Genomic DNA, 23,969 nt, shown 5'->3' with positions numbered 1-23,969 from the left:
GAGGTGTCTACCTGCCCGGATTAACGATGCGGCGGATCGCCGATCTCTATCCCGGTGAGGCCAAGACCGACGCCAGGGACGCGTTCATCATCGCCGACGCCGCCCGCTCGATGCTCCACACCCTGCGGTCCATCGAGCTAGAGGACGAGACCATCGCCGAACTGGAGATGATCGTCGGGTTCGACGACGACCTGACCGGCGAAACCACCCGCATCGCCCATCGGCTGCACGGTCTACTCACCCAGATCCATCCCTCGCTGGAACGCGTCCTGGGGCCGCGCATCCGCCACCCGGCCGTGCTGCTGATGCTCGAACAGTACGGCTCACCAGGCCAGTTGAGGAAGCGCGGACGACGACGCCCTGGTCAGCCTGATCCGCCCCAAGGCACCCAGGATGGCCGAACGTCTCGTCGCCGACGTCTTCACCGCGCTCGACGAACAAATCGTGGTCGTGCCGGCATCGGCACCGTCCCTCCTTACGTCCGCACGCCCAACCTGCCGGCCTCCGTCATCCGCGTACAGAAGAACCCCATCGCGGTCCAGGACGGCAACTTCGTCCTGGAGGAGGGCCAGTGCAGCCAAAACGGCGCGCTCACCCGGGCCTTGTCACCCACGACCGACAGCCCAACCTCACCTTCCTCAGGTTCTCGCCCGTGATCCGAACCGAACCGCCCTCGGTTAGTCAGATGGCGCGGACGCCTGCGCGAGGCTGGAATCTCTGCGCGGAAGGCGGCACGAGACGTTTACTGGGGATGATGCTTAACGAGACTGGACGCCGTGCCTTCTTCCGCCGCGTCCTCCAACACCGCCCCAAGACAGTCAACGGAGCTCAGAGCGCCGTTCTCGAGTCGCTAGCCGACGGCGCATGTCTACTGACCTTTCGACAGGGCGATCTGGTCGTGGAGTTTCGGTTGCGCAAGCGGCATTCCGCCGCCGCGGACAGAGCCTTCGCGAAGCTGCACGCAGACCGCGCTGCCCTCGCCCGCAGGATGCGCGTCACCCTGCAATGGGACACCGCCAACTACACCGTCGCAGCTGTCTACCCAGGCAAGATGTCATGGGCACAGGTAAATCAATCCCGTACCCGCACTCAACGAGGCGATGTCGTCCAGGGTGCTGCGTGGAGCAAACGCTCCATTGCCCGCGCGGAGGCCAACCCCCAGCCCACCAGTGACTTAGCATCCAGAGGTCGCACGGGGAGTAAGCCGCACCGGGAGTCAGGCGACTATGAACGCAGGGTCAGGGCACTGGAGCTCGCCCGGTAGTGCCGCCTTCACTGCCCCCTGTGCCGGCCGCCGGCGTAATCCGATTGACCCACGGCAGCCGCTGCGGGTGCCCCGCTCCGTCGGGAAGAAGAGATCACACAGGCAGTGGATCACCCCGTCCCACTCTCCGGGTAACGTCAAGGTATGAGTCATCCGCACCCCGAGCTGAAAGCCGCCCCGCCCCTTCCCGAAGGAGGGCTGCGGGTCATCGCCCTGGGCGGCCTAGGTGAGATCGGCCGCAATATGACCGTCTTCGAACACGCCGACAAGCTGCTCATCGTCGACTGCGGCGTGCTGTTTCCCGAGGAGACCCAGCCCGGCGTGGACGTAATCCTGCCGGACTTCACCTCGATCCGGGACCGGCTGGACGACATCGTGGCCGTGGTACTCACCCACGGCCACGAGGACCACATCGGCGGCGTGCCGTACCTGCTGCGCGAGCGGTCCGACATTCCCGTCGTCGGCTCCAAGCTGACGCTGGCATTCCTGGAGGCCAAGCTCAAGGAACACGGCATCCGGCCGCGCACGGTGCGGGTGCAGGAGGGCGACCGGCGCGGCTTCGGGTCCTTCGACTGCGAGTTCGTTGCGGTCAACCACTCCATCCCGGACAGCCTCGCGGTCGCGATCCGCACCGGCGCCGGGATGGTGCTGCACACCGGCGACTTCAAGATGGACCAGTTCCCTCTCGACGACCGCATCACCGATCTGCGCGCCTTCGCCCGCCTCGGCGAGGAGGGCGTGGACCTGTTCCTCACCGACTCCACCAACGCCGAAGTACCCGGCTTCACCACCTCCGAGCGTGAGCTGAACCCGGCGATCGAGCAGGTGATGCGCACCGCGCCGCGCCGGGTCATCGTCTCCAGCTTCGCCAGCCATGTGCACCGCATCCAACAGGTCCTGGACGCCGCCCACCAGCACGGCCGCAAGGTCGCCTTCGTCGGCCGGTCGATGGTCCGCAACATGGGCATCGCCCGTGAACTGGGCTATTTGAAGGTCCCGTCCGGTCTGGTCCTTAGCACGAAGGAGCTGGAGAAGCTCCCGGACCACAAGATCACTCTGGTGTGCACCGGCTCCCAGGGCGAACCAATGGCCGCGCTGTCACGGATGGCCAACCGCGACCACCAGATCCGCATCGGCAAGGGCGACACCGTCCTGCTCGCCAGCTCCCTCATCCCCGGCAACGAGAGCGCCATCTACCGCGTCATCAACGGACTTACCCGGTGGGGCGCCCACGTGGTCCACAAGGGCAACGCCAAGGTCCACGTCTCCGGGCACGCCAGCGCTGGCGAACTCGTCTACTGCTACAACATCGTCAAACCCCGCAATGTCATGCCCGTGCACGGCGAATGGCGCCACCTGCGGGCCAACGGCGACCTCGCCATCCGTACCGGTGTCGACCCAGACCGGGTCGTCATCGCCGAGGACGGCGTCGTCGTCGACCTCGTCGACGGGCGCGCGTCCATCACCGGCAAGGTCCCCGCCGGCAACGTCTACGTGGACGGCATGGAAGTCGGCGGCGCCACCGAAGCGTCCCTCAAGGACCGCCTCACCCTCGCCGCCGAAGGCGTGGTCACGGTGGTGGCGATCGTCGACGCAGACACCGGCGCCCTCGCCGAGGCCCCCGACTTCCTGGCCCGCGGCTTCGTCCACGACGACACCACCTTCGAGTCGGTCGTCCCCGTCATCGAGAAGACCCTGTCCACCGCTGCTGAGGAAGGCGTCGGGGACGCGCGCCAACTCGAACAGCTCCTCGCCCGCGCTGTGGCGAACTGGGCGTTCCGCACCCACCGCCGCAAGCCCCTCATCATCCCCGTCATCATCGACGCCTGAGCCCCGGCAGCACGGTCCCCGGTTCCGGTCGCGGCCCCGCGAGCATCGAGGTCGGGCACGGAAGTCAGCAGCCACCCGAGGAGCCGGGGTGGCAACGCGCTCCGCATGGTGAGTCATCGGGAACACGTCCCAAGGACTCGCGAAAACCCGCAGTTGGATGGCGCTGCTGATTTCGCCGGCTCATCTGACATCCCTGGCCTGGGCAAAGGTGGTCCGTACTGCCTTCACGCGCTGGGCAGCGTGAAGGGTGCCATTATTCGCGCATTGTCTTGACCTGCTGGTTCACTCGCTCCCCAGGTGAGCCGTGATCCCTTCTCATGGCGTTGAGACTGCTGTACTGGCTCTTCCGGCGACTCCTCGGCGGGCTTGCCCTCCTGCTACGAAGTGCGGCCTCGAAGGAGGCGGAGATACTCGTACTCCGCCACGAGCTCGCGGTACTGCGACGGCAGGTAAAGCGACCGAGACTGTCGTGGGCGGACCGGGCGCTGATCGCCGCTCTAACCCGGCAACTCCCCCACGAGCTGCGCCGGCACCGGATCGTCACCCCGGCCACCCTGCTGTCCTGGCACCGCAAGCTGGTTTCCCGCAAATGGACATACCCCCAACAAGGGCCAGGACGGCCACCACTGGACGCCGCGCTCAGGGTCGTGATCCAACAACTCGCTCGTGACAATCCCACCTGGGGCTACATTCGCATCCAGGGCGAGCTGCGCCGGTTGGGCCACCGCGTCGGGGCGAGCACGATCCGCCGGATCCTGCATCGGCATCGGATCCCGCCCGCCCCTCAGCGTGCCGACACGTCCTGGCGGACCTTCCTGTGCGCCCACGCCGACACCCTGCTCGCCTGCGACTTCTTCCACGTCGACTGCGCGGTCACCCTCCAACGGCTATACGTGTTCTTCGTGATGGAGGTCGGGGCCCGCTACGTCCACGTCCTCGGCGTCACCGCGCACCCCACCGGGGCTTAGGTCACGCAGCTCGCCCGGAACCTCATGATGACCCTCCAGGACCGGTCCGGCAGCAGCTTGCGCTTCCTCATCCGAGACCGCGACAGCAAGTTCACCGCGGCCTTCGACTGCGTGTTCACCGCAGAGGACGTGGAGGTCGTCAAGATCCCTCCACGCTGCCCACGGGCAAACGCGCTCGCGGAACGCTGGGTTCGCACAGTCCGTGCCGAATGCACCGACCGCATGCTCATCGCCGGCGAACGCCACCTGCACACCGTCCTGGACCGGTACACCGAGCACTACAACAGGGGCAGACCTCACCGATCACTGGAGCTGAGAGCGCCTTGCGACGCAACCAACGTCACTCCCCTGCCGATCGGCACGATCCGACGTCGCGAGATCCTCGGCGGACTCATCAACGAGTACCACCGCGCAGCCTGACGACCCATCACACGCCGACCAAATCACCGCAGGCCAGCAACCGTGCGCGAATATTGGCACCCTTCAGGGCGCACCAGCAGCCGTATTCTGCGGATTACCTGCCGTGGCAGCCGGTGCAGTAGCGCCGCCAGGAATGCCCGATCACTCGGGATGAACTGCACCCTTTCCTTGCCGAGTTGGCGCCGCAGCACCGTGATCTGATGACGCAGGGCGAGGATCTCTAATTCCTTCTCCCGGTTGCTCATCGGCAGCAGGCGCAGCGTGGCGAACGCGTTCGCCACACCCAGGTAGGTCAGTCGTCGCAGCAGCACGGTCGATCATCCTGCCGCGTGGTCGACAGCTGCGCGAGAGCGCCGCCTCCAGCGACCGCGGCCGTCATCCGCCAAACCCTGGCACACCCGCTCCCACCAGGGCGGACGAGATATTCGGCAAGGGCAAGGTTCCCCTGCGGCCTGGGCACAGGCCGCCGACCGGTCGCGAACCGACCTAAACGGAGTCATAACTTCCTCCCCAATATCCCCTCCGGACCATCGGATGTCCGTCACTCACAGCTGTGTAGGCTGCTCCGTCAGACCGGTGAAGTGCCGTGAAACGGGGGCTACTTCGCGACGACAGGTAACTTTCCATACGTGGGAGGCACCATGTTCAGACGCGTCACGATTCCACTCAGCGCCGTGTTACTTCTGCTTGGGGCCGCAACACCGTCGGTCATCGCCGACGGCGGCGGCTCACCTTCAGGGAAAACGCTCTACCGCGACACCGAGGTCAAGATCTCCTACCGGATGCTCGACGCCGGCGACCCGCTGCAGAGCAAGGTGCCGCCGACGTTCCGCGAGAAGACGCCCAAGGGCTCCTACCTCGCGCAGTTCCAGGTCGAGAACCTCTCCCAGCACGAGATCAACGACTGGTCCCTGACCTTCGAGTTACCCGACCGGATCACCGCCACCGACGCGGTACGGCTGGACTCCGGGCAGGGCGACCGTGCCACCTTCCAGAGCACCCCGGCGAACAAGGTGATCGAGCCGGGCGAGACCTCCACGCTCTGGTACAGCGCCCGGCCCGACGGCAGCGCGCACACCCCGACCTGGGCGAACTTCGCCAAGGACGGCGCGAGTCCGACGAAGGACACGGACGGCGACGGCCTCACGGACGACATCGAGCAGCGCGCCAAGCTCGACCCGAAGGCCAAGGACACCGACGGCGACGGCCTGACCGACTTCGTCGAACTCGGTAACCGCAGCGACGCGCTCAAGCGCGACACCGACGGCGACGGCGTCCCCGACGGCCAGGAGGACCCCGACGGGGACACGATCACCAACCTGCGTGAGCTGCGGCTCAAGACCGCCGCAGGCAACCCGGACACCGACGCGGACGGCCTGGCGGACGGCAAGGAGCTCGCCCAGCACACCGATCCGGTCAAGGCCGACACCGACGGCGACGGCGTGGAGGACGGCGCTGAGGACCGTATCGGCTCCGACCCGCGCACCGCCGAGTCCGCCTTCGACGTGACGCGCACGGCGGACGGCGGCGTCACCGAGGCCTCCGCTGCGGTCGAGGGCCTGCGTCCCGATCAGGTGCAGGCCTTCGACATCACCAAGCTCCCGGCCGACCAGAAGCAGTTCCCGAAGTCCACGCCGGGCTATCTGGGCAACGGCTACCAGCTCTCGGCCGACGGGACATCCGGCCGGGCGAAGGTTTCCTTCGCGATCGACCCGAAGCGGACCGGTCCCGGTATCAAGCCGGCCGTCTACCGCTACGACGAAGAGTCCCAGCGTCTGGTCAAGGTGGCGGCCCAGCGGCTCGACGGAAACACCATCACGGCCACGGCCGGCGACCCGGCCAAGTACGTCGTGCTCGACAGCCGGGCCTTCGACAAGGCGGTCGAGCAGGGCTCCCGCACCCATGCCACCCAGGACGCCCAGCAGTCGAAGGACTCCGACAACGACGGGATCAGCGACTACGACGAGCGGCAGATCCGGGACGGCCGCATCCTGACGGGCAATGGGCTGCCCGTCGGAAAGCTGGACCCCGACAACCCGGACTCGGACGGCGACTCGGTCGTGGACGGCAAGGAGATCCAGGTCGTCACCGGAAAGCTGAACGGGGCGGCGGACCAGGTCTACGCGAAGCTCGCCTCGAATCCGCTGAAGCGGGACACGGACGGCGACGGGAAGCGCGACGGCGCCGACAAGCAGCCCATGGTGGTCGTGCCGACGGACATGCTGATCCACCAGTCCGCGAACCGGGAGGGGCACCGCAAGGAGGCCGACCCGAGTGACGTCAAGGTGCCACTGAACCCGCTGGTGGCGGACGACCTGACGTTCAACGACTACACCTACGACGAGCTGACGGATCTCAGCTGGCAGTTCTACGTCGCTTCGTTCACCCCGGAGTCCTGGATGTGGGGCGAATTCAACAGCATCATGAACGCCGGAAAGGCGGGAGCGGACTACGACCACCAGCAGGCGGTCGTCGACCTGTACAACGGATTCCGCTACGGCCGCGACGGCCAGAGCGCGGGCACCGTCACGGTGGACGACAACTTCGACCCGGCCCGCTTCCAGACGGTCGGCTCCGGCACCGCCCTGTCCCGGGCGGTCGCGGCATCGCCTCAAGAGCAGCAGTACCTCGAGAAGGCCGAGGGGATCATCACCCGGCTCCTCCAGGAGAACCGTGGTGACACGGCGCCGTTCACGGTCAACGACAAGCTCGACCAGAACCTGCTGTACCAGGAGTTCAACCGCACGGGCCTGAAGTACCCGGTGTACGACTTCTCCGCCACCGACGACAACCAGCGGGCGCTGTCCATCGCCATCCACCAGTTCCACGGGCACACGATCCAGCTGAAGGACTACACGGTCAGCGGGAACACGTTCTCCGGGACACTGCTCTTCCATTCCTACGACCACTTCGGTCTCGACCCGGACGACGAGATCACCCAGTACGGCTTCATCGACTGGTTTACGCTGCAGCACTACGACCGGTTCGACGGGAAGTACACCCCGCCGATCGCCCAGGCAGACGTCGAGGTGCCCATCAGTGGTTCGTTCTGACGCTCTCGAGCTGGAGCGTCGCCGCCTTCGGCGGCGCTCGCCGGGCCGGATCCTGCTCGTCACGCTGATCGTCGTGGCGGCGGTAGTCCTGGCCTGGCGGGTCGCCGTCTTCGCCATGCTGGGGTGGCACTTCGGCAGCGGCTTCGACGAGCGGCGCTTCGATAAGCTGGAGCAGCAGATCGACCACCGGCAGTCCGCCTTCGCCAAGGCCGACGCCCGCATGCGACAGCTGGCGGCTGCCCACCCGAAGGCCGAAGTGATCACCTGGATCCAGGCCCGCATCTGCGTCCGTGACCCCGGACGTCCCGAGGAGTGCGATCCGACGACTCCGAAGGACAAGGCCACGTACGAAGCCCTCTGGGGCACCGACGTGATCCTGCACCAGTCACACGACAAGAACCGCGTCTTCTTCCGCTTCTACGGAAACGACCCCCCGATCTACACCCTCATGCACGCCCCCGCCGACACCGATACCGAGTCGTACGCGGACGCCCGCGGCTTTCGCACCACCCGCTCCCTCGGCCCCGGCTGGACCCTCCTGGGCCCCATCCCCGACCTGGACCGAGAGAACAAGCAGTGGCAGTACGACTGAGGGGCCTTGACCGTCACTCCGGGCACGCTACTGGCCTGGCACCGCAAGTTCATAGCGGCAAAGTGGGACTACAGCGCACGCCGCAGCCGCACCGGACGTGCGCCTACCGAAAACCTCATCCGCCCTGGTGAGAGCGAGTGTGCCCGGTTTCGCCGATGTCGACATCGGTTGCTGGAGTCTGCACTCTCGCGCAGTTGGAGGTCGCCGCGGCATGATGATCAACCGTGCTGCTTCGACTGGCTTACCTGGGTGTGACGAACGCGTTCGCGGTACTGCGCCTGCTGCCGATGAGCGATCGGGACAAAGACGCGGAGATCCTCGCCCTGCGCCATCAGATCACTGTGCTGGAACGTCAACTCGGCAACAACAGAGCGCGGTTCACTGCGAGCGACAGGGCGTTCCTGGCTTCGCTGCTGCACCGCCTGCCCTTCGATGTGCTGCGCAGTCTGCGGCTGCTGGTGCGACCGGACACGGTGCTGCGCTGGCACCGCGATCTGGTCGCTCGCCGCCATACTGTCGCCTCCCGGCCGAAACGCCCGGGGCGCCCACGGACGGTCCACTCCGTTCGGGCGCTGGTGGTGCGCTTGGCGAGGGAGAACCCCTGCTGGGGGTATCGCAGGATTCACGGCGAGCTGCTCGTCCTGGGCGTGAAAGTAGCTGCGTCCGCGGTGTGGGAGATCTTGAAGGACGCCGGGATCGACCCTGCACCCGAGCGCGGCTCCAGCACGTGGCCGGACTTCCTGCGCTCCCAGGCCGACGCGCTACTGGCCTGCGACTTCTTGGAAACCGTCACGTTGTCGGGGACGCGGATGTACGTGTTCGCGATGATCGAGCACGCCAACCGGCGTATCCGGATCCTGGGAGCCACCGCCCACCCGACGGCATCCTGGGTGACACAGACGGCGAAGAATCTCGTCATGGACCTCGAAGACGCCGGCTGCCGGGCTCGGTTCCTACTCCGGGACCGTGACGGGAAGTTCCCCGCCCTGTTCGACGCCATCCTCCACGCCGCCGGCATCGAGGTCGTACTCAGCGGCATTCAGATGCCGAGAATGAACTCCATCATGGAGAGGTGGGTGCAGACCTGCCGGCGCGAACTCCTGGACCGCACGCTGATCTGGAACCAACGCCATCTCTCCTATGCCCTACGGGAGTTCGAACAGTTCTACAACGGGCACAGGCCGCATCAGGGCATCGCCAATGCCCGCCCGATGCGCCCACTCCCCCAAACGATCACCGATCCGGGACAGATCACCCGCCTCGACATACGACGACGCAAGCGTCTCGGCGGCATCCTCCACGAGTACGAACACGCCGCATGACGTGCACGGATGACAATTTCGGCAAGGCCAACGCCGACTTCCGCGACTGCCTGAGCGAGCGGGGCATCAAATATGTCGTGGCGGTCCGTTCGGACGTGACCGTCCATCCGCACGACGCGCAGCCCACCGCCCCGGCGTGGTCCGGCAACGGCTGCAAGCCGCAGCCCCGCTACCGCGACAAGGCGTCCTCGGTGGCCGCGCTGGCGACCGGCCACGGGCGGCAGGCCTTCACCGAGGTGACCTGGCGGGAAGGATCCCGCGGACCGATGCGCTCGCACTTCCTGGCGCTGCGGGTGCGGCCCGCCGGAGTCCGGGCCCGCCGCCTGGCCCAGGCCGCCGCCACCGCGCAGGAGGGCTTCTGGGACGGTGTCCTGCCCAAGGTCACGCTGCTGGTCGAATGGCCCGCCACAGCCGAAGCACCCACCGACTACTGGCTGTCCAACCTGCCCGACACGGTCCCCCTCGCCGAACTGGTCCGCCTCGCCAAGCTCCGCTGGCGCATCGAGCACGACTACCGGGAACTCAAACACGGCCTCGGCCTGGACCACTTCGAGGGACGCTCCTGGATGGGCTGGCACCACCACGTCACCCTGGTCACCGCCGCCCACGCGTTCCTCACCGAACAACGCCTGGCCCCAAAAGCCGATACACCGGACTCACCCTCTACCAGATCCTCGACACCATCCAAGACCTGCTGAACTGCTGGACCGGCACCTGCACCACCTGCCACCGCCCCCTGCCCAGAACACCCACCACCAGCCAGAACCCAAGATCCAGAGCGACCTAACGGAGTCCTACTAGCACGCTCTGGCCAAGGAGCTCGCGGAGACCATCATAAGTTGGGGGAAGGTGCCATCGATTCCCTTCTTCACCGACAACGGCCGCCGCCTTCATCCACGAATTGGAGCCGGAGGCGTTCTCCACCGCCGGGGGCGGCAGCAACAGCGTGCGCGTCCACGTGACCACCAACGCGGGCGTGCACAATCGCGAGCAGCAACTCAGACTGGTGAAAGACATCTCCGCGCTCATCGCCAAGGCCGCCGGAGACGCTTCCCTCGCAGAGCGCACCTGGGTATCACTGACCGTGACCGTTCCTTGCGGCTGGGGCATCGGCGCGCACGCCTACACCAACCAGGAGATCGTACGGACCGCGAGGAAGCTCCTCGGCAGGGACTGAATACCCGACTGATCGGAGCAAATCCCAAGCTCAGGCGACATCCGGTCGGCGGTGCGCGGCTTGACCGGCCGGTCTTTCAGGGTGCTTGCGCCCATTTCTGCAAGCGGCAGACAGAAGGTGATTACCTCATGAGCACCGTCGAAGACAGGAACAAGGCCATCGTCCGTGAAGCTTTCGACGCTCTGTTCAACAAGCGGGACTACGCCACTGCCGAGCGGTTCTGGTCCCCCGACTACATCCAGCACAGCGCTCACATCGAGCCCGGCCGGGAGGGGACACGGTCATGGTGCGCGGGCGCTTCTCGGGGCACGTGCAGCCCGCCCCGTGGATCGCCGCAGACTTCCTCCGCATGGAGGACGGCATCCTGGCGGAGCACTGGGATGTGATCGAGGAGGAAGCCTCCCGAAAACAATCCCTGAGCGGCCTACCGATGTACGGAGACAACTTCCCCGAGGAGCGCTGACGATGAGTACCTACCGAGTCGCGCAGGTGAACGAACCCAACGGCACGTTCGAACTCGCCGAGCGAGAGGTGGCACAGCCGGGTTCCGGCCAGGTCAGGATCGCCGTGGAGGCATGCGGTGTCTGCCACTCCGACGCACTTTTCGTGAGCGCTGGACTACCAGGGGTGTCGTTCCCCGAGGTACCCGGGCATGAGATCGCCGGGCGCATCGAGGAACTGGGCGAAGGCGCTCAGGACCGTGGATGGCAGGTCGGTGACCGGGTCGCGGTCGGCTGGTTCGGCGGCAGCTGTGGCCACTGCAAATCCTGCCGGGAGGGCGACTTCATCGTCTGCCCGAATCTGAAGGTCCCCGGATGGGCATACGACGGAGGATTCGCCGAGAAGGTGATCGCGCCCGTCGACGCGCTGGCCCGGATCCCCGACGCGGTGTCGGCGATCGACGCGGGGCCGATGGCCTGCGCGGGCGTGACCGTCTTCAACGGGCTGCGGCGCAGCTCCGCCCGGCCCGGCGATCTCATCGCGGTGCTCGGACTCGGCGGCCTCGGACACCTTGGGGTGCAGTACGCGATCGCGATGGGCTTCGAGACCGTGGCTATCGCACGCGGTGCCGAGAAGGCCGACTTCGCCAAACAACTCGGCGCCCATCACTACGTCGACAGCACCTCCGACACCCCGGTCGCCGAAGCCCTGCAGTCCCTCGGCGGCGCCAAGGTCGTCCTGGCCACCGCCGGGAACTCCGCAGCCATCACGGCCACCGTGGACGGCCTGGCCCCCCGCGGGGAGCTCGTGGTTATCGGCGCGGACACCGAGCCGCTTGGCATCAGCCCGGCCCAGCTGCTCATGAGCGGCTACATCGTCCGCGGCCACCCGGCCGGCACCTCGCAGGACGTCGAGGACACCATGGCGTTCAGCGCCCTGCACGGCATCCGACCGATGACCGAGACCGTGCCACTGGACCGTGCGGATGAGGCCTACCAGAAGATGCTCGCCGGCAAGGCCCGCTTCCGGATGGTGCTCACCGTGGGCTGACGCTGCGGGTGCCGATGAAACATCCGGCCGGTTTAGGCGGCACGTCGGTACTCGTGTCGGCGTACGGCCTAAGCTGGCCCTGGCAAGATTTTCCTGAAGCGGGGGTGTGCCACCATGCGCCGGTGACGCTCTGCCACGATAGTGGCGCCGGAGTCTGGCCATGAGGATGACTCGGTGCCGGAGGAGCGGAACCCCGGCGCGGCCGGCCATAATCCTCTTGTGGAGCTTCAGGTCCGTGATGCGGCCTTCGTTGACGCCGGAGTTGAACGGGGTGGTGATCCTGTGAGTGCCGATTATTACGTCCGAGCAGATCAGGCCGCGTTTGTGTACTCGTGAAGGATGCCGCCGAGTCGTGTGGGGCTCGTAAAGTCATCGCTGCAGGTGGGAGCCTACGTGCCAGGCCCTCCGCGGTGGCTGGGATGCTGCGCGTGTGATCATCTCGATGCTGTACCGGGCCACCCGGGCGCTGCTGTCCATACCCGCGGTCCTGCTGCGCCGGGACACGGCCAAGGACGCCGAACTGCTGGTGCTGCAGCACGAAAACTCGGTGCTGCGACGACAACTCAACGGCCCGGTCCGCTACGAGCCCGCGGACCGGTTCTGGCTGGCCGCGCTGTCGTCGCTGATACCGCGCCGCTGCTGGAGCAGCGTCTTCCCGGTCACGCCGGAGACGCTACTGGCCTGGCACCGCAGGCTGATCGCCAAGAAGTGGGACTACTCCGACCGACGCCGACGCACCGGGCGTCCACCCACGGCGGCCGCGCTCAAGAAGCTGGTGCTGCGCCTGGCGCAGGAGAATCCGCGGTGGGGCCACCGGCGGATCCAGGGCGAACTGGCCCGACTGGGGCACCCGATCGCGCCGTCCACGGTCTGGGAGATCCCGCACAAGGCCGGCATCAACCCCGCCCCGCGCCGCACCGGCCCGAGCTGGCGCGAGTTCCTCACCGCGCAGGCCGAGGGGATCATCGCGGCGGACTTCTTCCACGTCGACACGATCACCGGCAGCCGGCTGTACACGCTGGCGTTCCTCGAACACGGCACCCGCAGACTCCACATCACCGGCGTCACCGCCCACCCCACCGCACAGTGGGCGACCCAGCAGGCGCGCAATCTCGCCGATGACCTGGGCAGACGCGTCGAGTCGCTGCGCTTCGTGCTCCGCGACCGCGACAGCAAGTACACCGGCTCCTTCGACGCCGTCTTCGAAGCCGAAGGCATGGACGTGCTGCTCAGCGCACCCCAGGCACCGCGCAGGAACGCCCACTGCGAGCGCGTGATCGGCACGATCCGCCGCGAGGCACTCGACCACGTTCTGCTCCTGAACGAGGCCCACGCCCGGCAGGTCCTCGCCGAGTACCAGGACCACTACAACAGACATCGGCCGCACCGATCCCGCGATCAACGACCGCCCGAGGCCCAGGAACAGCCAGCAGTCCTGGATGGTTTCGAGCCCCGCAAGCTCTTGCGCACCCGGATCCTCAGCGGAGCAATCAACGAGTACCGACATGCCGCTTGAACTGCAGCGATGACTTTTCGAGCCCCACAGGCACTGGCCCGAGCGCGCAGAGGACTGGGCCACCCGGTCTCTTGCCCGCGGGCGACAAGCCGGGCGCCGCACACAGCCGGCGTGCGGGGCCTACTCGACCGGGGTGAGGACGACGTCGAGGCGTGCGCCGAGTGCTGCGGCGAGGCGTCGCAGGACGGGCAGGGTCGGGGTGACGGCACCCTGCTCGATCCGCGAGACCTGCGCCTGTGTCGTACCGGCGGCCTCGGCGAGCTGGGCCTGTGTCCAGCCGCGGGCGGCGCGCAGCGCGGCGACCTGTGTGCCGATCACGACTGCGGGTAGCGCTTGAGGACGGACGTGTCGAGCGTGAAATGGTCGCCGAGGTCGACGCTTTCGCCGAAGGCATGCTCGGTGTGGTTGGCGTACGTGGCGCCGTCGCCGTGGCCTTTGATGTTCCAGTGGTGGTGCACGGTTCCATCGCGGGGGTCGACGATCAGGTAGCGGTCGATGCCCATGGCGGGGTAGTCGCGGAGCTTGCCGACGTAGTCGTTGTCCGGGTTGGAGGGGGAGACGACCTCGACGGCCAGGAGTGCGCCTTGGGGGTCGGGGCGGTCCATGGTTTCGAGGGCGTCTTCGGTGATGACGATGATGTCGGGTGTGCGGCGTACGCCGATGCCGGGGTTCTCGACCTCGATGTCGAGGCCGACGACGTGATCGGGGGCGTTCGCGGTGACCTGCGGGTCGAGCTGCTGGCGGATTCGGGTCGCGGTGAGGCCGTGCATTCCGGACGGGCTCATCATCATGACCACCTGGCCGCGGGAGATCTCGGCACCGCTGAAGCCCGCGTCGCGGGTATTCAGGAGGTCGGCGTGGTCGCTGAGCTGCTGGAAGATCGTCACCTCGGTCATGTCTTCAATGATATACAACAAGGCCGTCGTGCAGATGGCTATGGGGTTCCACTGACGGACGCGACTGTCCCGGATCCGCTCCACTCGTTCCGGATCGTGTGCAAGGGATCACGAGGGTCGACGTCACTCCGGGTGTGTTCCGCCGAGACCGGCCTTGTCGGGGAGGGTGAGAAAGCTGGTCTTGCGACGGTGCGGGGCGCGCAGCTCCTCCAGGTACAGCAGGAACTCGGGCTCGGTCCCCAGGCCGCGGTGGATGTCACGGAGTGCCTTGAGGTGACGTACGGCGTGCCGGTAGCGGTATTTGTTGCCGGTGTCGGTGAGGTAGAGGTCGACCAGCTTCCGATAGGGGAGGACGGTGCTGCCCGGATGAGTGCCGCGCCGCTCCTCCACGAGCGTCTGGAGGGTGTACATCGACAGATCGTCGAGATGCTCCACCGCCGTCCCCCAAGCCTCTGCACGGAGATCGGCCGCGCGCAGGCAGGTGATCAGTTCGGTGACGAGCGCGGGGCGGTCACACACGGCAGCGCGCATCACATCCAGGGCCCAGCCAACGGTCCCGGGGCGTCCGAGTTCCTCCGCCGTCCTTGCGAGAGCGCTGAAGGCGGAGGCCAGTGGGATGCGAGCGAAAACGTCCCGGCGCACGGCCGGTGCTGGGGCTCCCCCGCTCACCCAGTGATTCCTCCGTGTGCCTCCATGATGTGCCGGATTCCCGGCCGGCGTCCTGCCGGGACCGATCCGGATTCCGGCAGGACGGGACCGCAACGTAGGCCTGGGCCGCGGCGGGCGAGCAGGGGATTTGCGCCGGTGTGGCGAGGAGTTGATGACAAAGCGTTACGAGACGGAGGGTCGCTTCATCCGAGTGAACGTCCGGCAGAACCACGGTCCGCCGGCTCAGCCTGCCGAGGACCGAATGCTGCCGCACGATCGTGCGGCAGCCGATCCGCTCCGGCTCGGCACGCTTACCGTCACCCCCGCCGAGTGCACACTCGGTAGTGTCTCGTTCCCGTGCAGGTCTGATGCGACGGGCCTGCGGTGGCAGGGCGGTCGCGGGCACTCTCGCCTATCGGCGGCAACCTGCCGAAAGTCCCTTCGGGCACACCGTCCTATCAGGGACAATGAACCCGATGAGCACGCCGCACCCCAGCCCACCCGCCGAGCCCGGAACGCCCGCCTACGGCCCTTTCGCGCATCTCACCACGCCGCGCGCCGAGCTGCACCGGCAGGTGATGGGCGCGTTCGTCGCCGCCAAGGAGCGGTACGCGGTGCATCTGCGGCCCGACGACGTGTTCGCGGCCCTGCCGGCCGGGGTGCGGCCCGCGTCCGTGGACGAGGTGGCCTCGTCGATGGACGCGCTCGCGCAGAGCGGCTGGGGGAATCTGCGGGCAGATCCGGACACGGCACGTGTCACCGCGGTCGAGGACTTCTACCGCAAGCGGTTCGTGTATCAGCTGACGCAGGCCGGCGAGGCCGCCGAGCAGGCGCTGTCCACGTACGACGAGGCGCTCGGGCGGCGCGGTGCGCTGCAGGCCGTCGCACTGCACGACATCGTCACGCAGCTGCGGGCGCTGCTCGTGATCGCCGCCGATGACAAGCCCGACCCGGCCAAGGTACATCTGGCGCTTGACGCGCTGGCCAGCCGGTTCACGGCGCTCGCGGACAATGCGCGGGCGTTCATGGGGTCGCTGCAGCGCACCATCGACCTGCATGACGTCTCCGAGGAGGCCTTCCTCGCGTACAAGGACCGGCTCATCCAGTACCTGGAGCGGTTCATCCAGGACCTGATCACGCTCGGCGGGCGGATCGCCGCGCTGATCGCGGAGTTGGAGGACGTGAAGGGCGGCAGTAGGGGCGGCGGTCTGGTGCGGCCGCTGCTGGCCGTCGCCGCCGCCCGTGAGGCCGCCGACGCGGCGCCGGACGAGGTCGCGGAGGCCGAAGCGGCGGCGTATGCGCGGTGGGAGGCGCGCTGGGCGGGGCTCGCCGCGTGGTTCGTCAGCGGGCAGGGCGTGGACGGACGAGTGTCGCAGGCGCGGCTGCTGCGCGCCCGCGCGCTGGGCGCGATCCCGCAACTCCTCGCTGTTGTACGGTCGTTGACGGAGCGTCGCGCTGGACGCAGTGACCGCTCGGCCGACTTCCGTACGCTGGCACGCTGGTTCGCGCAGGCGCCCGACGATGACGCCCGGCACCGGCTCTGGCGCAGCGCCTTCGGCCTGTACCCGGCCCGTCATCTCACGGTCGACGCCGACACGCTCACCGCGCGCGAACGGCATCCCGTGCCCGCCGCCACGCCCTGGGCGCAGGCCGAGCCGCTGCGCATCAGCCCGCAGCTGCGGCGCACCGGCAGCTATGAGCGGCGCGGCAAGCCCCGCCGGGTCCAGGACCGTTCCGAGAGGCTGCGCCGGCTCGCCGAGATCGCGCAGAAGCAGGCCGCCGAGACCGCCGCCGCCCGCGCTCGCCTCGCCACCCACGGCTCGACCCGCCTCAGCGACCTCAGTGAACTCGACCCGCTCGCCTTCTCGTTGTTCCTGCAGTTGCTGGGCGATGCCCTCGCCACCTGGCGGCCCGGCCTCACCACCACAACCGCCACCAGCAACGACGGCTCGATGGAGATCCGGCTGACCGCGCTGGACGACGGATCGCGGGCGCGGGTGCGCACCCCAGGTGGCGTGTTCCAGGGGCCCGACCATCTGATCGAGATCGTCGATCTGGAGGCCCGATGACGCCCGAACCCGCCGACGCCCGCGCCGCAGTGCCCGACGCCCGAGCCCACGTCCTCGACGGCGAGCACGCCGCCGAAGTGCGGCGGGCCGCACGCGCTCTGCTCGCCCGCCCGCTGCTGCTCGCCTCGGGTCCGTACGGCGACGCGTTCCGCCTCGTGCGGCGCCATAGCAGTGAACTGCGGGAGTGGTTCGATCGGAACACGGGGTGGGCGCTGCGCGTGGACGCCCAGTCCGCGCGCCTGGTCAAGGCCCCCGGCACGCTAGACGACGCCACCCACCCGGCGCGCGAGGCCGCCCGATCCGGTGCCCCCTTCACCCGCCGCCGCTACGTCCTGCTCTGCCTGGCCCTCGCAGCGCTTGAGCGGGGCGAGGCACAGATAGCCCTGGGGCGGCTTGCCGAACAGGTTCTCCTCGACGCGGCCGATCCCGAACTCGCCGCGGCAGGAGTGGAGTTCACCCTGGAACGGCGCGACGAACGCCTCGACCTCGCGGCCGTCGTACGCCTCCTGCTGGCGTACGGAGTGCTCCGCCGCGTCGCGGGCGACGAGGAAGCCTACGTCGGCGGAACCGGCGACGCGCTCTACGACGTCGACCGGCGCGTCCTCGCCGGACTGCTCGCCGCCCGCCACGGTCCCTCCCTCATCACCGTGACCTCATTCGAGGAACGCTCGGCCGCCCTGAGCGCCGAAACTTCCCTCGACAGTGAGGAGTTGCGCTTCCGCGCCATGCGCCGCGGCCTCACCCGGCGCCTCCTCGATGACCCGGTCCTGTACTACGACACGCTCACCGATGCCGAACTGGGCTACCTCACCCGGCAGCGCGCCTTCCTCACCGCCCGCATCACCGAACTCACCGGCCTCGTACCGGAGGTCAGGGCCGAGGGCATCGCCATGGTCGACCCTGACGACGATCTCACTGACCTACGTATGCCCGAGCAGGGCACGCACGGCCACATCACGCTCCTGCTCGCCGAGCATCTCGCCGGAGCCGGGGGCGAGCTGAGTATCGACGACCTGAAGACTCGCGTCCGTGAACTGGCCGATATTCATGGTGGTTTCTGGTCCAAGACCGCCCGCGAACCCGGGGCGGAGGGTGAGCTCGTCGAGCAGGCGCTTGCCCGTCTGGTCGCGCTGTCGCTGGCCGAGCGCACGCCGGGCGGAGTACGGGCAAGGCCCGCCCTTGGCCGGTACGCCGTGGGCGAGGCCGTCATCACCGAGCCCGGCGCCAAGAAGGCGCCTGCACCGCAGCACGTACGAGAGGAAGCCCCCCGATGGCCGATGGCCTCCCGCGCCCCCACAGGTCCCGCTGGCAGCCTTTGCGTATCGGGCTCGTCGACCTGTTCCACTACGACACCGAGGAGTTCGCCTTCCGGGACGGGCGGCTGCTGCTGCGCGGCAACAACGGCACTGGCAAGTCCAAGGTCCTCGCTCTGACCCTGCCGTTCCTCCTCGACGGTGATCTGCACCCGCGGCGCGTCGAACCCGACGGCGACCCCGGCAAGCGGATGGAGTGGAACCTGTTGCTCGGCGGGCAGCACCCGCACCCCGAGCGGCTCGGCTACACCTGGATCGAGTTCGGCCGCCGCGACGACGCCACCGGCGAGGAGCACTTCCGTACGCTCGCCTGCGGCCTCAAGGCGGTGGCGGGGCGCGGCATCGCCCGCCACTGGTACGCCGTCACGGACCAGCGCGTCGGGGCCGGATTCGGCTTCCTCGACGCCACCGGAACCGCCCTCTCCCGCGACCGGCTCGCGGAGGCGGTCGCCGGGCACGGCGCGGTGTACGACCAGGCCAAGGTGTACCGGCGCGCCGTCGACGAGGCGCTGTTCGGACTCGGCGAGCAGCGCTACGCGGCCCTCGTCGACCTGCTGATCCAGTTGCGCCAGCCGCAGCTGTCCAAGCGCCCCAGCGAGGCGGCCCTGTCCAAGGCGCTCACCGAGGCGCTGCCGCCCATGGACCAGGCTGTCGTCACCGACGCCGCCGAGGCGTTCCGGTCCCTGGACGACGAGCAGGAGGAGCTGCGGGCGGCCACCGAGGCGGAGAGGGCCGCGAACCGGTTCCTGGAGTACTACCGTCGCTACGCCCGTGTCGCCGCCCGACGCCGGGCGCGGCTGCCCCGCGCCGAGCACTCCCAGTACGAGTCCCTGCACCGCGACCTCGCCCAGGCGCAGCACGAACGCGCCGAGCAGCTTCAGCGGCGGGAGGCCGCACAGGCCCGGCTCGTCGCCCTCGGCGAACACGAGGCCAGGCTCCGCGCCCAGGACGCCGCACTGCGCGAGGGTCCCGAGATGCGCGACGCCCGCGCCCTCGAACAGGCCGCCGAAGGCGCACGCCGCACCGCCGGCGACCAGACCCGCGCCGAGTCCGACCGCGACCAGGCGGCCCAACGGCACACCCGCCTCCTGAGCCGCCGCACCGCCGCCGAGCGCACCGAGGAGAGTGCCCGCACCCGTGCCACGCAGGCCGAGGACGCGGTACGGGAAGCAGCTGGTGCCGCCCGGGTCGTACTGCCCGACCCGCCGCAGACCGAAGAGGCCGCTGAGGCCGTGGCGCGCCGCCGCCGCACCCTCGACCACGTCACCGCCCTGGCCGACGAGGCCGAACGCCGCGACAGCGCCCGGCGGGAGGCCGCCCGCCGCGCCGACGAGGCGGCCGCCGACCTCGCCCACGCGCAGGACGACCAGGCACGGGCCGAGGACACGCGGGCCGACTCAGCCCGCGCCCTGCTCGATGCCGTACGCGAACAGGCAGGAATCTGCCGCGAGTTGACCTGGACCGCGCCCGAGGCACTGCTGGACTCGCTGCAGGAGTGGACCCGGACCCTGTCGGGTCCCTACCCGGTTCGCGCGCAGGCCGGTGCCGCGCACGCCGCCTGCTCCTCCGACCTCGCCGACACTCGCGCCCACCTCACCCAGCGCGCCCAGGTCCTCACCGGCCGCCGTGATGAACTGCGGCTGGAGTGGCAGGAGTTGGAGCAGGGACAGGTGCACGCCCCGCGCCCGCCGCACACCCGGAATCCCTCCGTGCGTCAGGCGACTCCCGGTGCGCCCCTGTGGCGTCTCATCGACTTCCGCGACGACGCCGAGGCAGCTACCCGTGCCGGTGTCGAGGCGGCCTTGGAGGCCTCCGGACTGCTCGACGCCTGGGTCACCCCCGGAGGTGCCCTCCTCGGCCCCGGCCGCCACGACACCGTCCTCGACCCGGCCTCGTCACCCCGCCCGGCAGGCCCCTGCCTGGACAGCGTGGCGCGGCCCGCAGTCGATCCCGGGGACGAACGTGCGCGCGCGGTGGACGAGTTGCGCGTCCTGGAGATCCTTGAGGCGATCGGATACGCGGCGTCCGCCGATGGTGGCCTGCCTGCCTACGGGACCTGGATCGCCGCCGACGGCCGTTTCCGCGTGGGCGTCCTCACCGGGCGCTGGGCCAAGCCCGCCGCCGAGTACATCGGCGCGGGCGCCCGGGAGGCGGCCCGGCATCAGCGCATGACGGCCGTCGCCACCGAACTCACTGCCATCAAGGGCGAGTTGGGTGAGTTGCAGCTAGGCGTCGAGGCCGTCGACGGCCGGCGCCGCACCCTCGATGCCGAACTCGCCGCCGTTCCCGACGACGCCCCGCTGCGCGCCGAGCACACCCGCGTGACCGGCGCCGCCCGCGCCATGGTCCGCGCGAGCGAACGGCACCAGGAGCGCGCCGAGCAGGCGGCCGAGGCCGCTGCCCACGCCGCTGAGGCCCGCGTCGAACTCACCGAGAGCGCCGACGCCGTCGGCCTGCCCGCCGACCGGCCGGGCCTGGCCGCCGTCCGTGACGCGCTCGCAGTCCTGGGGGCGGCGCTGGCCGCGCTGTGGCCCGTACGTCGTGAACTGTCCGAAGCCGAACGGACGTTGGGGCGCGAAGGCGAGGAAGCCGACCATGCCGGGAGGCAGGTCGCCGAGCTCTCCGCGCGCGCAGCTGAGGCCGTCCGCCGCGCGGTGGCCGCCGATGAACGGCACACCACCCTGCGCGACACCGTGGGCTCGGCCGTCGCCGAACTCGAACGCCGCCTCGCCGACACCGCCCGCGCCCTCACGGAGTGCGACGCCGAGCAGGACCGTGCGGACACCGAGATCCGCACGGCGATCGACGCCGCGGGCCGCGCCACCGGACGTATCGAGCAACTGGAGGCGGACGTGGCCAGCGCCACCGAGCGCCGCGCCGACGCCATCGCCGCCCTCCAGCGCTTCACCGGCACAGGCCTGCTCGCGGTCGCCGCCCCCGACCTCGACGTACCGCCCCTGGAATCCGGCCCCTGGGCCACCACCCCGGCCATCGCCCTCGCCCGCGCCGCCGAGGTGGCCCTGTCCGGAACCGACGACACGGACGCGGCCTGGGAACGTGTCCAGAAGCGGCTCAGCGAAGAGCTCACAGCCCTCCAGAACGCCCTGTCCCGGCACGGTCATTCGGCCACCGCCCGCATGGTCGAGGACGGCATGGTCGTCGATATCGTCTACCAGGCCCGCCCGCGAGCCGTACCCGAACTCGCCGAGGCGCTGGCCACCGAGGTCGCCGAACTGACCCGCATCCTCTCCGCCCACGAACGCGAGATCCTCGAAACCCATCTGATCACCGAGGTGGCGGGCACTCTACAGGAGCTCATCGGTCAGGCCGAGCATCACGTCGCTGCGATGAACTTGGAGTTGGAGCAGCGTCCCACGTCCACGGGAATGCGCCTCCGGCTCGTCTGGCGGCCTTCGCGTAAGCGCGCTCCCACCGGGCTCGCCCGGATCCGCAAGCTGCTTCTGCAGTCCGCCGACGCCTGGAGCACCGAGGACCGGGCAGCGGTCGGCGTGTTCCTCCAGGAGCAGATCGCGCAGCAGCAGAGTGCCGACGACTCCGGCAGCTGGCTGGAGCACCTCACTGCCGCGCTCGACTACAGGGCCTGGCACGAGTTCGGCATCGAACGCCACCAGCACGGCGCCTGGGTGCCCGCGACCGGACCGGCCTCCGGCGGCGAACGCGTTCTCGCCGTGTCCGTCCCCCTGTTCGCCGCCGCGTCCTCGCACTACGCCACCGCCACGAACCCGTACGCCCCGCGCCTGGTCACCCTCGACGAGGCGTTCGCGGGCGTCGACGACGACTCCCGCGCCAAGTGCCTCGGCCTGCTCTCGGCCTTCGACCTGGACGTCGTCATGACCAGCGAACGCGAATGGGCCTGCTACCCGGAGGTCCCCGGCATCGCCATCGCCCAGCTCTCCCGCGTCGACGACATCGCCGCCGTCCTCGTCACCCGCTGGGAGTGGGACGGCGCCGCAAGGATCCGCCCCCAGCGCCCGGCCCCCGCCCTGGAGGCACGATGACCGCAACCACTCCGCTGGAACTGGACCGCGTACGGCGCCTCATCGGCGGCCCCGAACTCGACTGGCTGGTGCAGCGCGTACGACGACGCATGGAACGCGAGGAACCGCTCACCGGTACCCTCACCCTCGCTCAGCCCACGGACCTACAACGCCGCGCTGCCGAACGCCTGTTGGGCCGTCGCCCCAGCGCCCGCCCGACCGGCGCCACCCTCGCTGTCCGCCTCGACGCGGTCGACGCGATCCTGCGCACCAGCGGCGCGAGCCCGGACGGCCTGGCCGCGGCGGTGACCGCGCTGACCGGACCCGTCACCCCGCGCCGCGCCACCCGCGAGGCCGAGGACCTGGCATGGGCCCACGCGCACGCCCCGCTCGACGGACTCCCCGCACCGCTCGCCGCCTGGGCCGAACGCGTCCGCACCGAAGGCCGGTTGCGCCGTCTCGCCCGCACCCCCGACGCCGCCCGCACCCTGGCCGAACAGTCGGCACACGCCCTCGCCGCGCTCCCCGCCGACCCGCCCGTCTCCCTGCCGACCTTCGCCGCCCGCGCCCTGGGCTCCGCCCACGCCCTGGACGACGGCACCCCGACCGCCACGCTCATCCTGTCCGGCGTGCGCGCTCTCACCGGGCACTCCGACGGCAGTGGCGCGGCCTGGCGACGTGCCGCGTGGGCCGCGGCAGGCCTGCTGCGCGACGAAGTCTCCTCCACCGTCCTGACGTTGGGGCTGCGCGGCAACCCGGCCCTGGACTGGTATGCCGACCAGGGCGAACCGGCGATCCTGACGCTACGCCAACTTGCCGCACCCGCTGTCGCGATCGCCGCTCCGGCCCTCGCCTACGTCTGCGAGAACCCGGCCGTCCTCACCGCTGCCGCTGATGCGCGAGACCCCGCCGCCCCGCCGCTGATCTGCGGACAAGGCCAGCCCTCGGCTGCCGCCCTCGCCCTCCTTCGCCACCTCGCGGGCCGGGGCACCCGGCTGCGCTACCACGGCGACTTCGACTGGGGCGGCCTGCGCATCGCCACCGCCTTGCGCACCCATGTCCCCTGGGAGCCCTGGCGTTACACCGCCGCGGACTATCGAGCGGCCGCTCCCCACGCGACGCTTCCCCTGAGCGGCACGCCGGCCGACTCTCCGTGGGATCCGGAACTCGCCGTCGAGATCGGCCGATTCGGCGTCCGTGTGGAGGAGGAAGCGGTGCTCGACAGCCTCCTTGATGACGTGACGGTCGGGTAGCCGGAGGGAACTTCCCCTCCGGCTACCACAGAACCGTGCGTAACAGTCTCCCGTTACACGACTCTTGTCACCCTGAGCACCAGAAATCGCGGGCAAATCGGCAATGGAAGAACATTGCGGGTGCCGACAAATCATCCTGTGGGGCTCGAAAACTCGTCG

The 23,969-nt window shown here is 69.2% G+C and carries 18 protein-coding genes and 2 pseudogenes; 16 read left to right on the top strand and 4 right to left on the bottom strand.

Translation table 11 applies throughout. The annotated features are described in order from the left end of the window. Nucleotides 1-8 precede the first annotated feature (8 nt). From ACY0PA_RS35900 to ACY0PA_RS35885, 4 genes and pseudogenes are all read left to right on the top strand, one after another. Nucleotides 9-465 (top strand): annotated as a pseudogene (locus ACY0PA_RS35900) (IS110 family transposase); the annotation flags it as partial. Nucleotides 466-1,408: 943 nt separating this feature from the next. Beyond that, nucleotides 1,409-3,094: a ribonuclease J gene (locus ACY0PA_RS35895; protein WP_473081571.1), complete on the top strand. Its 1,686-nt coding sequence runs from the start codon at nt 1,409-1,411 to the stop codon at nt 3,092-3,094. A gap of 317 nt (nt 3,095-3,411) precedes the next feature. Then, nucleotides 3,412-4,062 carry an IS3 family transposase gene (locus tag ACY0PA_RS35890; RefSeq protein ID WP_473081570.1) on the top strand — a complete coding sequence of 217 codons (651 nt, stop codon included), beginning with the start codon at nt 3,412-3,414 and terminating at the stop codon, nt 4,060-4,062. 24 nt (nt 4,063-4,086) lie between these two features. Next, complete coding sequence (locus ACY0PA_RS35885; protein ID WP_473081569.1) at nt 4,087-4,482, top strand: integrase core domain-containing protein; 396 nt, start codon at nt 4,087-4,089, stop codon at nt 4,480-4,482. 23 nt (nt 4,483-4,505) lie between these two features. Here ACY0PA_RS35885 and ACY0PA_RS35880 read toward each other — a convergent pair whose 3' ends face one another. Continuing rightward, nucleotides 4,506-4,793 carry a hypothetical protein gene (locus ACY0PA_RS35880; RefSeq protein ID WP_473081568.1) on the bottom strand — a complete coding sequence of 96 codons (288 nt, stop codon included), beginning with the start codon at nt 4,791-4,793 and terminating at the stop codon, nt 4,506-4,508. A 363-nt stretch (nt 4,794-5,156) separates the two neighbouring features. Here ACY0PA_RS35880 and ACY0PA_RS35875 point away from each other — a divergent pair, with 363 nt between their 5' ends. From ACY0PA_RS35875 to ACY0PA_RS35840, 8 genes and pseudogenes are all read left to right on the top strand, one after another. Beyond that, nucleotides 5,157-7,535, top strand: coding sequence for a DUF3289 family protein (locus tag ACY0PA_RS35875; RefSeq protein WP_473081567.1), 2,379 nt, complete (start codon nt 5,157-5,159; stop codon nt 7,533-7,535). Then, entirely contained in the window at nt 7,522-8,127 is a 606-nt protein-coding gene (locus tag ACY0PA_RS35870) for a hypothetical protein (RefSeq protein WP_473081566.1), read from the top strand. The genes ACY0PA_RS35875 and ACY0PA_RS35870 overlap by 14 nt, the downstream gene beginning before the upstream one ends. A gap of 224 nt (nt 8,128-8,351) precedes the next feature. Beyond that, entirely contained in the window at nt 8,352-9,449 is a 1,098-nt protein-coding gene (locus ACY0PA_RS35865) for an integrase core domain-containing protein (RefSeq protein WP_473081565.1), read from the top strand. Between the two features lie 29 nt (nt 9,450-9,478). Further along, nucleotides 9,479-10,147: pseudogene (locus tag ACY0PA_RS35860) on the top strand (IS701 family transposase); the annotation flags it as partial. A gap of 203 nt (nt 10,148-10,350) precedes the next feature. After that, a complete protein-coding gene (locus tag ACY0PA_RS35855; RefSeq protein ID WP_473081564.1) occupies nt 10,351-10,626 on the top strand; it encodes a hypothetical protein in 276 nt (91 codons plus the stop codon). A 283-nt stretch (nt 10,627-10,909) separates the two neighbouring features. Next, nucleotides 10,910-11,089, top strand: a complete 180-nt coding sequence (locus ACY0PA_RS35850) for a hypothetical protein (RefSeq protein ID WP_473081563.1) — start codon at nt 10,910-10,912, stop codon at nt 11,087-11,089. A gap of 2 nt (nt 11,090-11,091) precedes the next feature. Further along, nucleotides 11,092-12,117, top strand: coding sequence for an alcohol dehydrogenase (locus ACY0PA_RS35845; protein WP_473081562.1), 1,026 nt, complete (start codon nt 11,092-11,094; stop codon nt 12,115-12,117). 430 nt (nt 12,118-12,547) lie between these two features. Then, nucleotides 12,548-13,633 (top strand): integrase core domain-containing protein, encoded by a 1,086-nt coding sequence (locus ACY0PA_RS35840; RefSeq protein WP_473081561.1) that lies wholly within the window; start codon nt 12,548-12,550, stop codon nt 13,631-13,633. A gap of 120 nt (nt 13,634-13,753) precedes the next feature. On the opposite strand, the gene ACY0PA_RS35835 is transcribed toward ACY0PA_RS35840, so the two are convergent. The 3 genes from ACY0PA_RS35835 to ACY0PA_RS35825 all read right to left on the bottom strand — a co-directional run bounded on the left by ACY0PA_RS35835 (nt 13,754) and on the right by ACY0PA_RS35825 (nt 15,060). Beyond that, entirely contained in the window at nt 13,754-13,951 is a 198-nt protein-coding gene (locus ACY0PA_RS35835; RefSeq protein ID WP_116507145.1) for a helix-turn-helix domain-containing protein, read from the bottom strand. Next, a complete protein-coding gene (locus ACY0PA_RS35830; RefSeq protein WP_116507148.1) occupies nt 13,948-14,529 on the bottom strand; it encodes a Uma2 family endonuclease in 582 nt (193 codons plus the stop codon). Before ACY0PA_RS35830 ends, ACY0PA_RS35835 begins: the two co-directional genes overlap by 4 nt. Before the next feature lie 123 nt (nt 14,530-14,652). Continuing rightward, nucleotides 14,653-15,060 carry a DUF6880 family protein gene (locus tag ACY0PA_RS35825; RefSeq protein WP_473081560.1) on the bottom strand — a complete coding sequence of 136 codons (408 nt, stop codon included), beginning with the start codon at nt 15,058-15,060 and terminating at the stop codon, nt 14,653-14,655. A gap of 593 nt (nt 15,061-15,653) precedes the next feature. Between ACY0PA_RS35825 and ACY0PA_RS35820 the strand changes: the two genes are divergently transcribed. Genes ACY0PA_RS35820 through ACY0PA_RS35805 form a run of 4 tightly spaced genes read left to right on the top strand, consistent with a single transcriptional unit; the run spans nt 15,654 to nt 23,810 of the window. Beyond that, nucleotides 15,654-17,246, top strand: a complete 1,593-nt coding sequence (locus ACY0PA_RS35820; protein WP_406102946.1) for a TIGR02677 family protein — start codon at nt 15,654-15,656, stop codon at nt 17,244-17,246. Further along, nucleotides 17,243-18,679 carry a TIGR02678 family protein gene (locus tag ACY0PA_RS35815; protein ID WP_473081559.1) on the top strand — a complete coding sequence of 479 codons (1,437 nt, stop codon included), beginning with the start codon at nt 17,243-17,245 and terminating at the stop codon, nt 18,677-18,679. Before ACY0PA_RS35820 ends, ACY0PA_RS35815 begins: the two co-directional genes overlap by 4 nt. Further along, nucleotides 18,562-22,578 (top strand): TIGR02680 family protein, encoded by a 4,017-nt coding sequence (locus ACY0PA_RS35810; protein WP_473086538.1) that lies wholly within the window; start codon nt 18,562-18,564, stop codon nt 22,576-22,578. The genes ACY0PA_RS35815 and ACY0PA_RS35810 overlap by 118 nt, the downstream gene beginning before the upstream one ends. Further along, the gene (locus ACY0PA_RS35805) at nt 22,575-23,810 is read left to right on the top strand and encodes a TIGR02679 family protein (protein ID WP_473081558.1); all 1,236 of its coding nucleotides are present in this window, start codon (nt 22,575-22,577) and stop codon (nt 23,808-23,810) included. Before ACY0PA_RS35810 ends, ACY0PA_RS35805 begins: the two co-directional genes overlap by 4 nt. The last annotated feature ends 159 nt before the right edge of the window (nt 23,811-23,969 follow it).

The organism is Streptomyces sp. DS1-CR2 (assembly GCF_055760475.1).
The sequence above is the reverse complement of the archived record's forward strand: the minus strand, read 5'-3'. Positions and strand labels throughout refer to the sequence as shown.

Coding starts and splice junctions, on each gene's coding strand:
- ACY0PA_RS35895 (WP_473081571.1), top strand. CDS start 1,409: ATGAGTCATCCGCACCCCGAGCTGAAAGCCGCCCCGCCCCTTCCCGAA.
- ACY0PA_RS35890 (WP_473081570.1), top strand. CDS start 3,412: ATGGCGTTGAGACTGCTGTACTGGCTCTTCCGGCGACTCCTCGGCGGG.
- ACY0PA_RS35885 (WP_473081569.1), top strand. CDS start 4,087: ATGATGACCCTCCAGGACCGGTCCGGCAGCAGCTTGCGCTTCCTCATC.
- ACY0PA_RS35850 (WP_473081563.1), top strand. CDS start 10,910: ATGGTGCGCGGGCGCTTCTCGGGGCACGTGCAGCCCGCCCCGTGGATC.
- ACY0PA_RS35845 (WP_473081562.1), top strand. CDS start 11,092: ATGAGTACCTACCGAGTCGCGCAGGTGAACGAACCCAACGGCACGTTC.
- ACY0PA_RS35830 (WP_116507148.1), bottom strand. CDS start 14,529: ATGACCGAGGTGACGATCTTCCAGCAGCTCAGCGACCACGCCGACCTC.
- ACY0PA_RS35825 (WP_473081560.1), bottom strand. CDS start 15,060: ATGCGCGCTGCCGTGTGTGACCGCCCCGCGCTCGTCACCGAACTGATC.
- ACY0PA_RS35820 (WP_406102946.1), top strand. CDS start 15,654: ATGAGCACGCCGCACCCCAGCCCACCCGCCGAGCCCGGAACGCCCGCC.
- ACY0PA_RS35815 (WP_473081559.1), top strand. CDS start 17,243: ATGACGCCCGAACCCGCCGACGCCCGCGCCGCAGTGCCCGACGCCCGA.
- ACY0PA_RS35805 (WP_473081558.1), top strand. CDS start 22,575: ATGACCGCAACCACTCCGCTGGAACTGGACCGCGTACGGCGCCTCATC.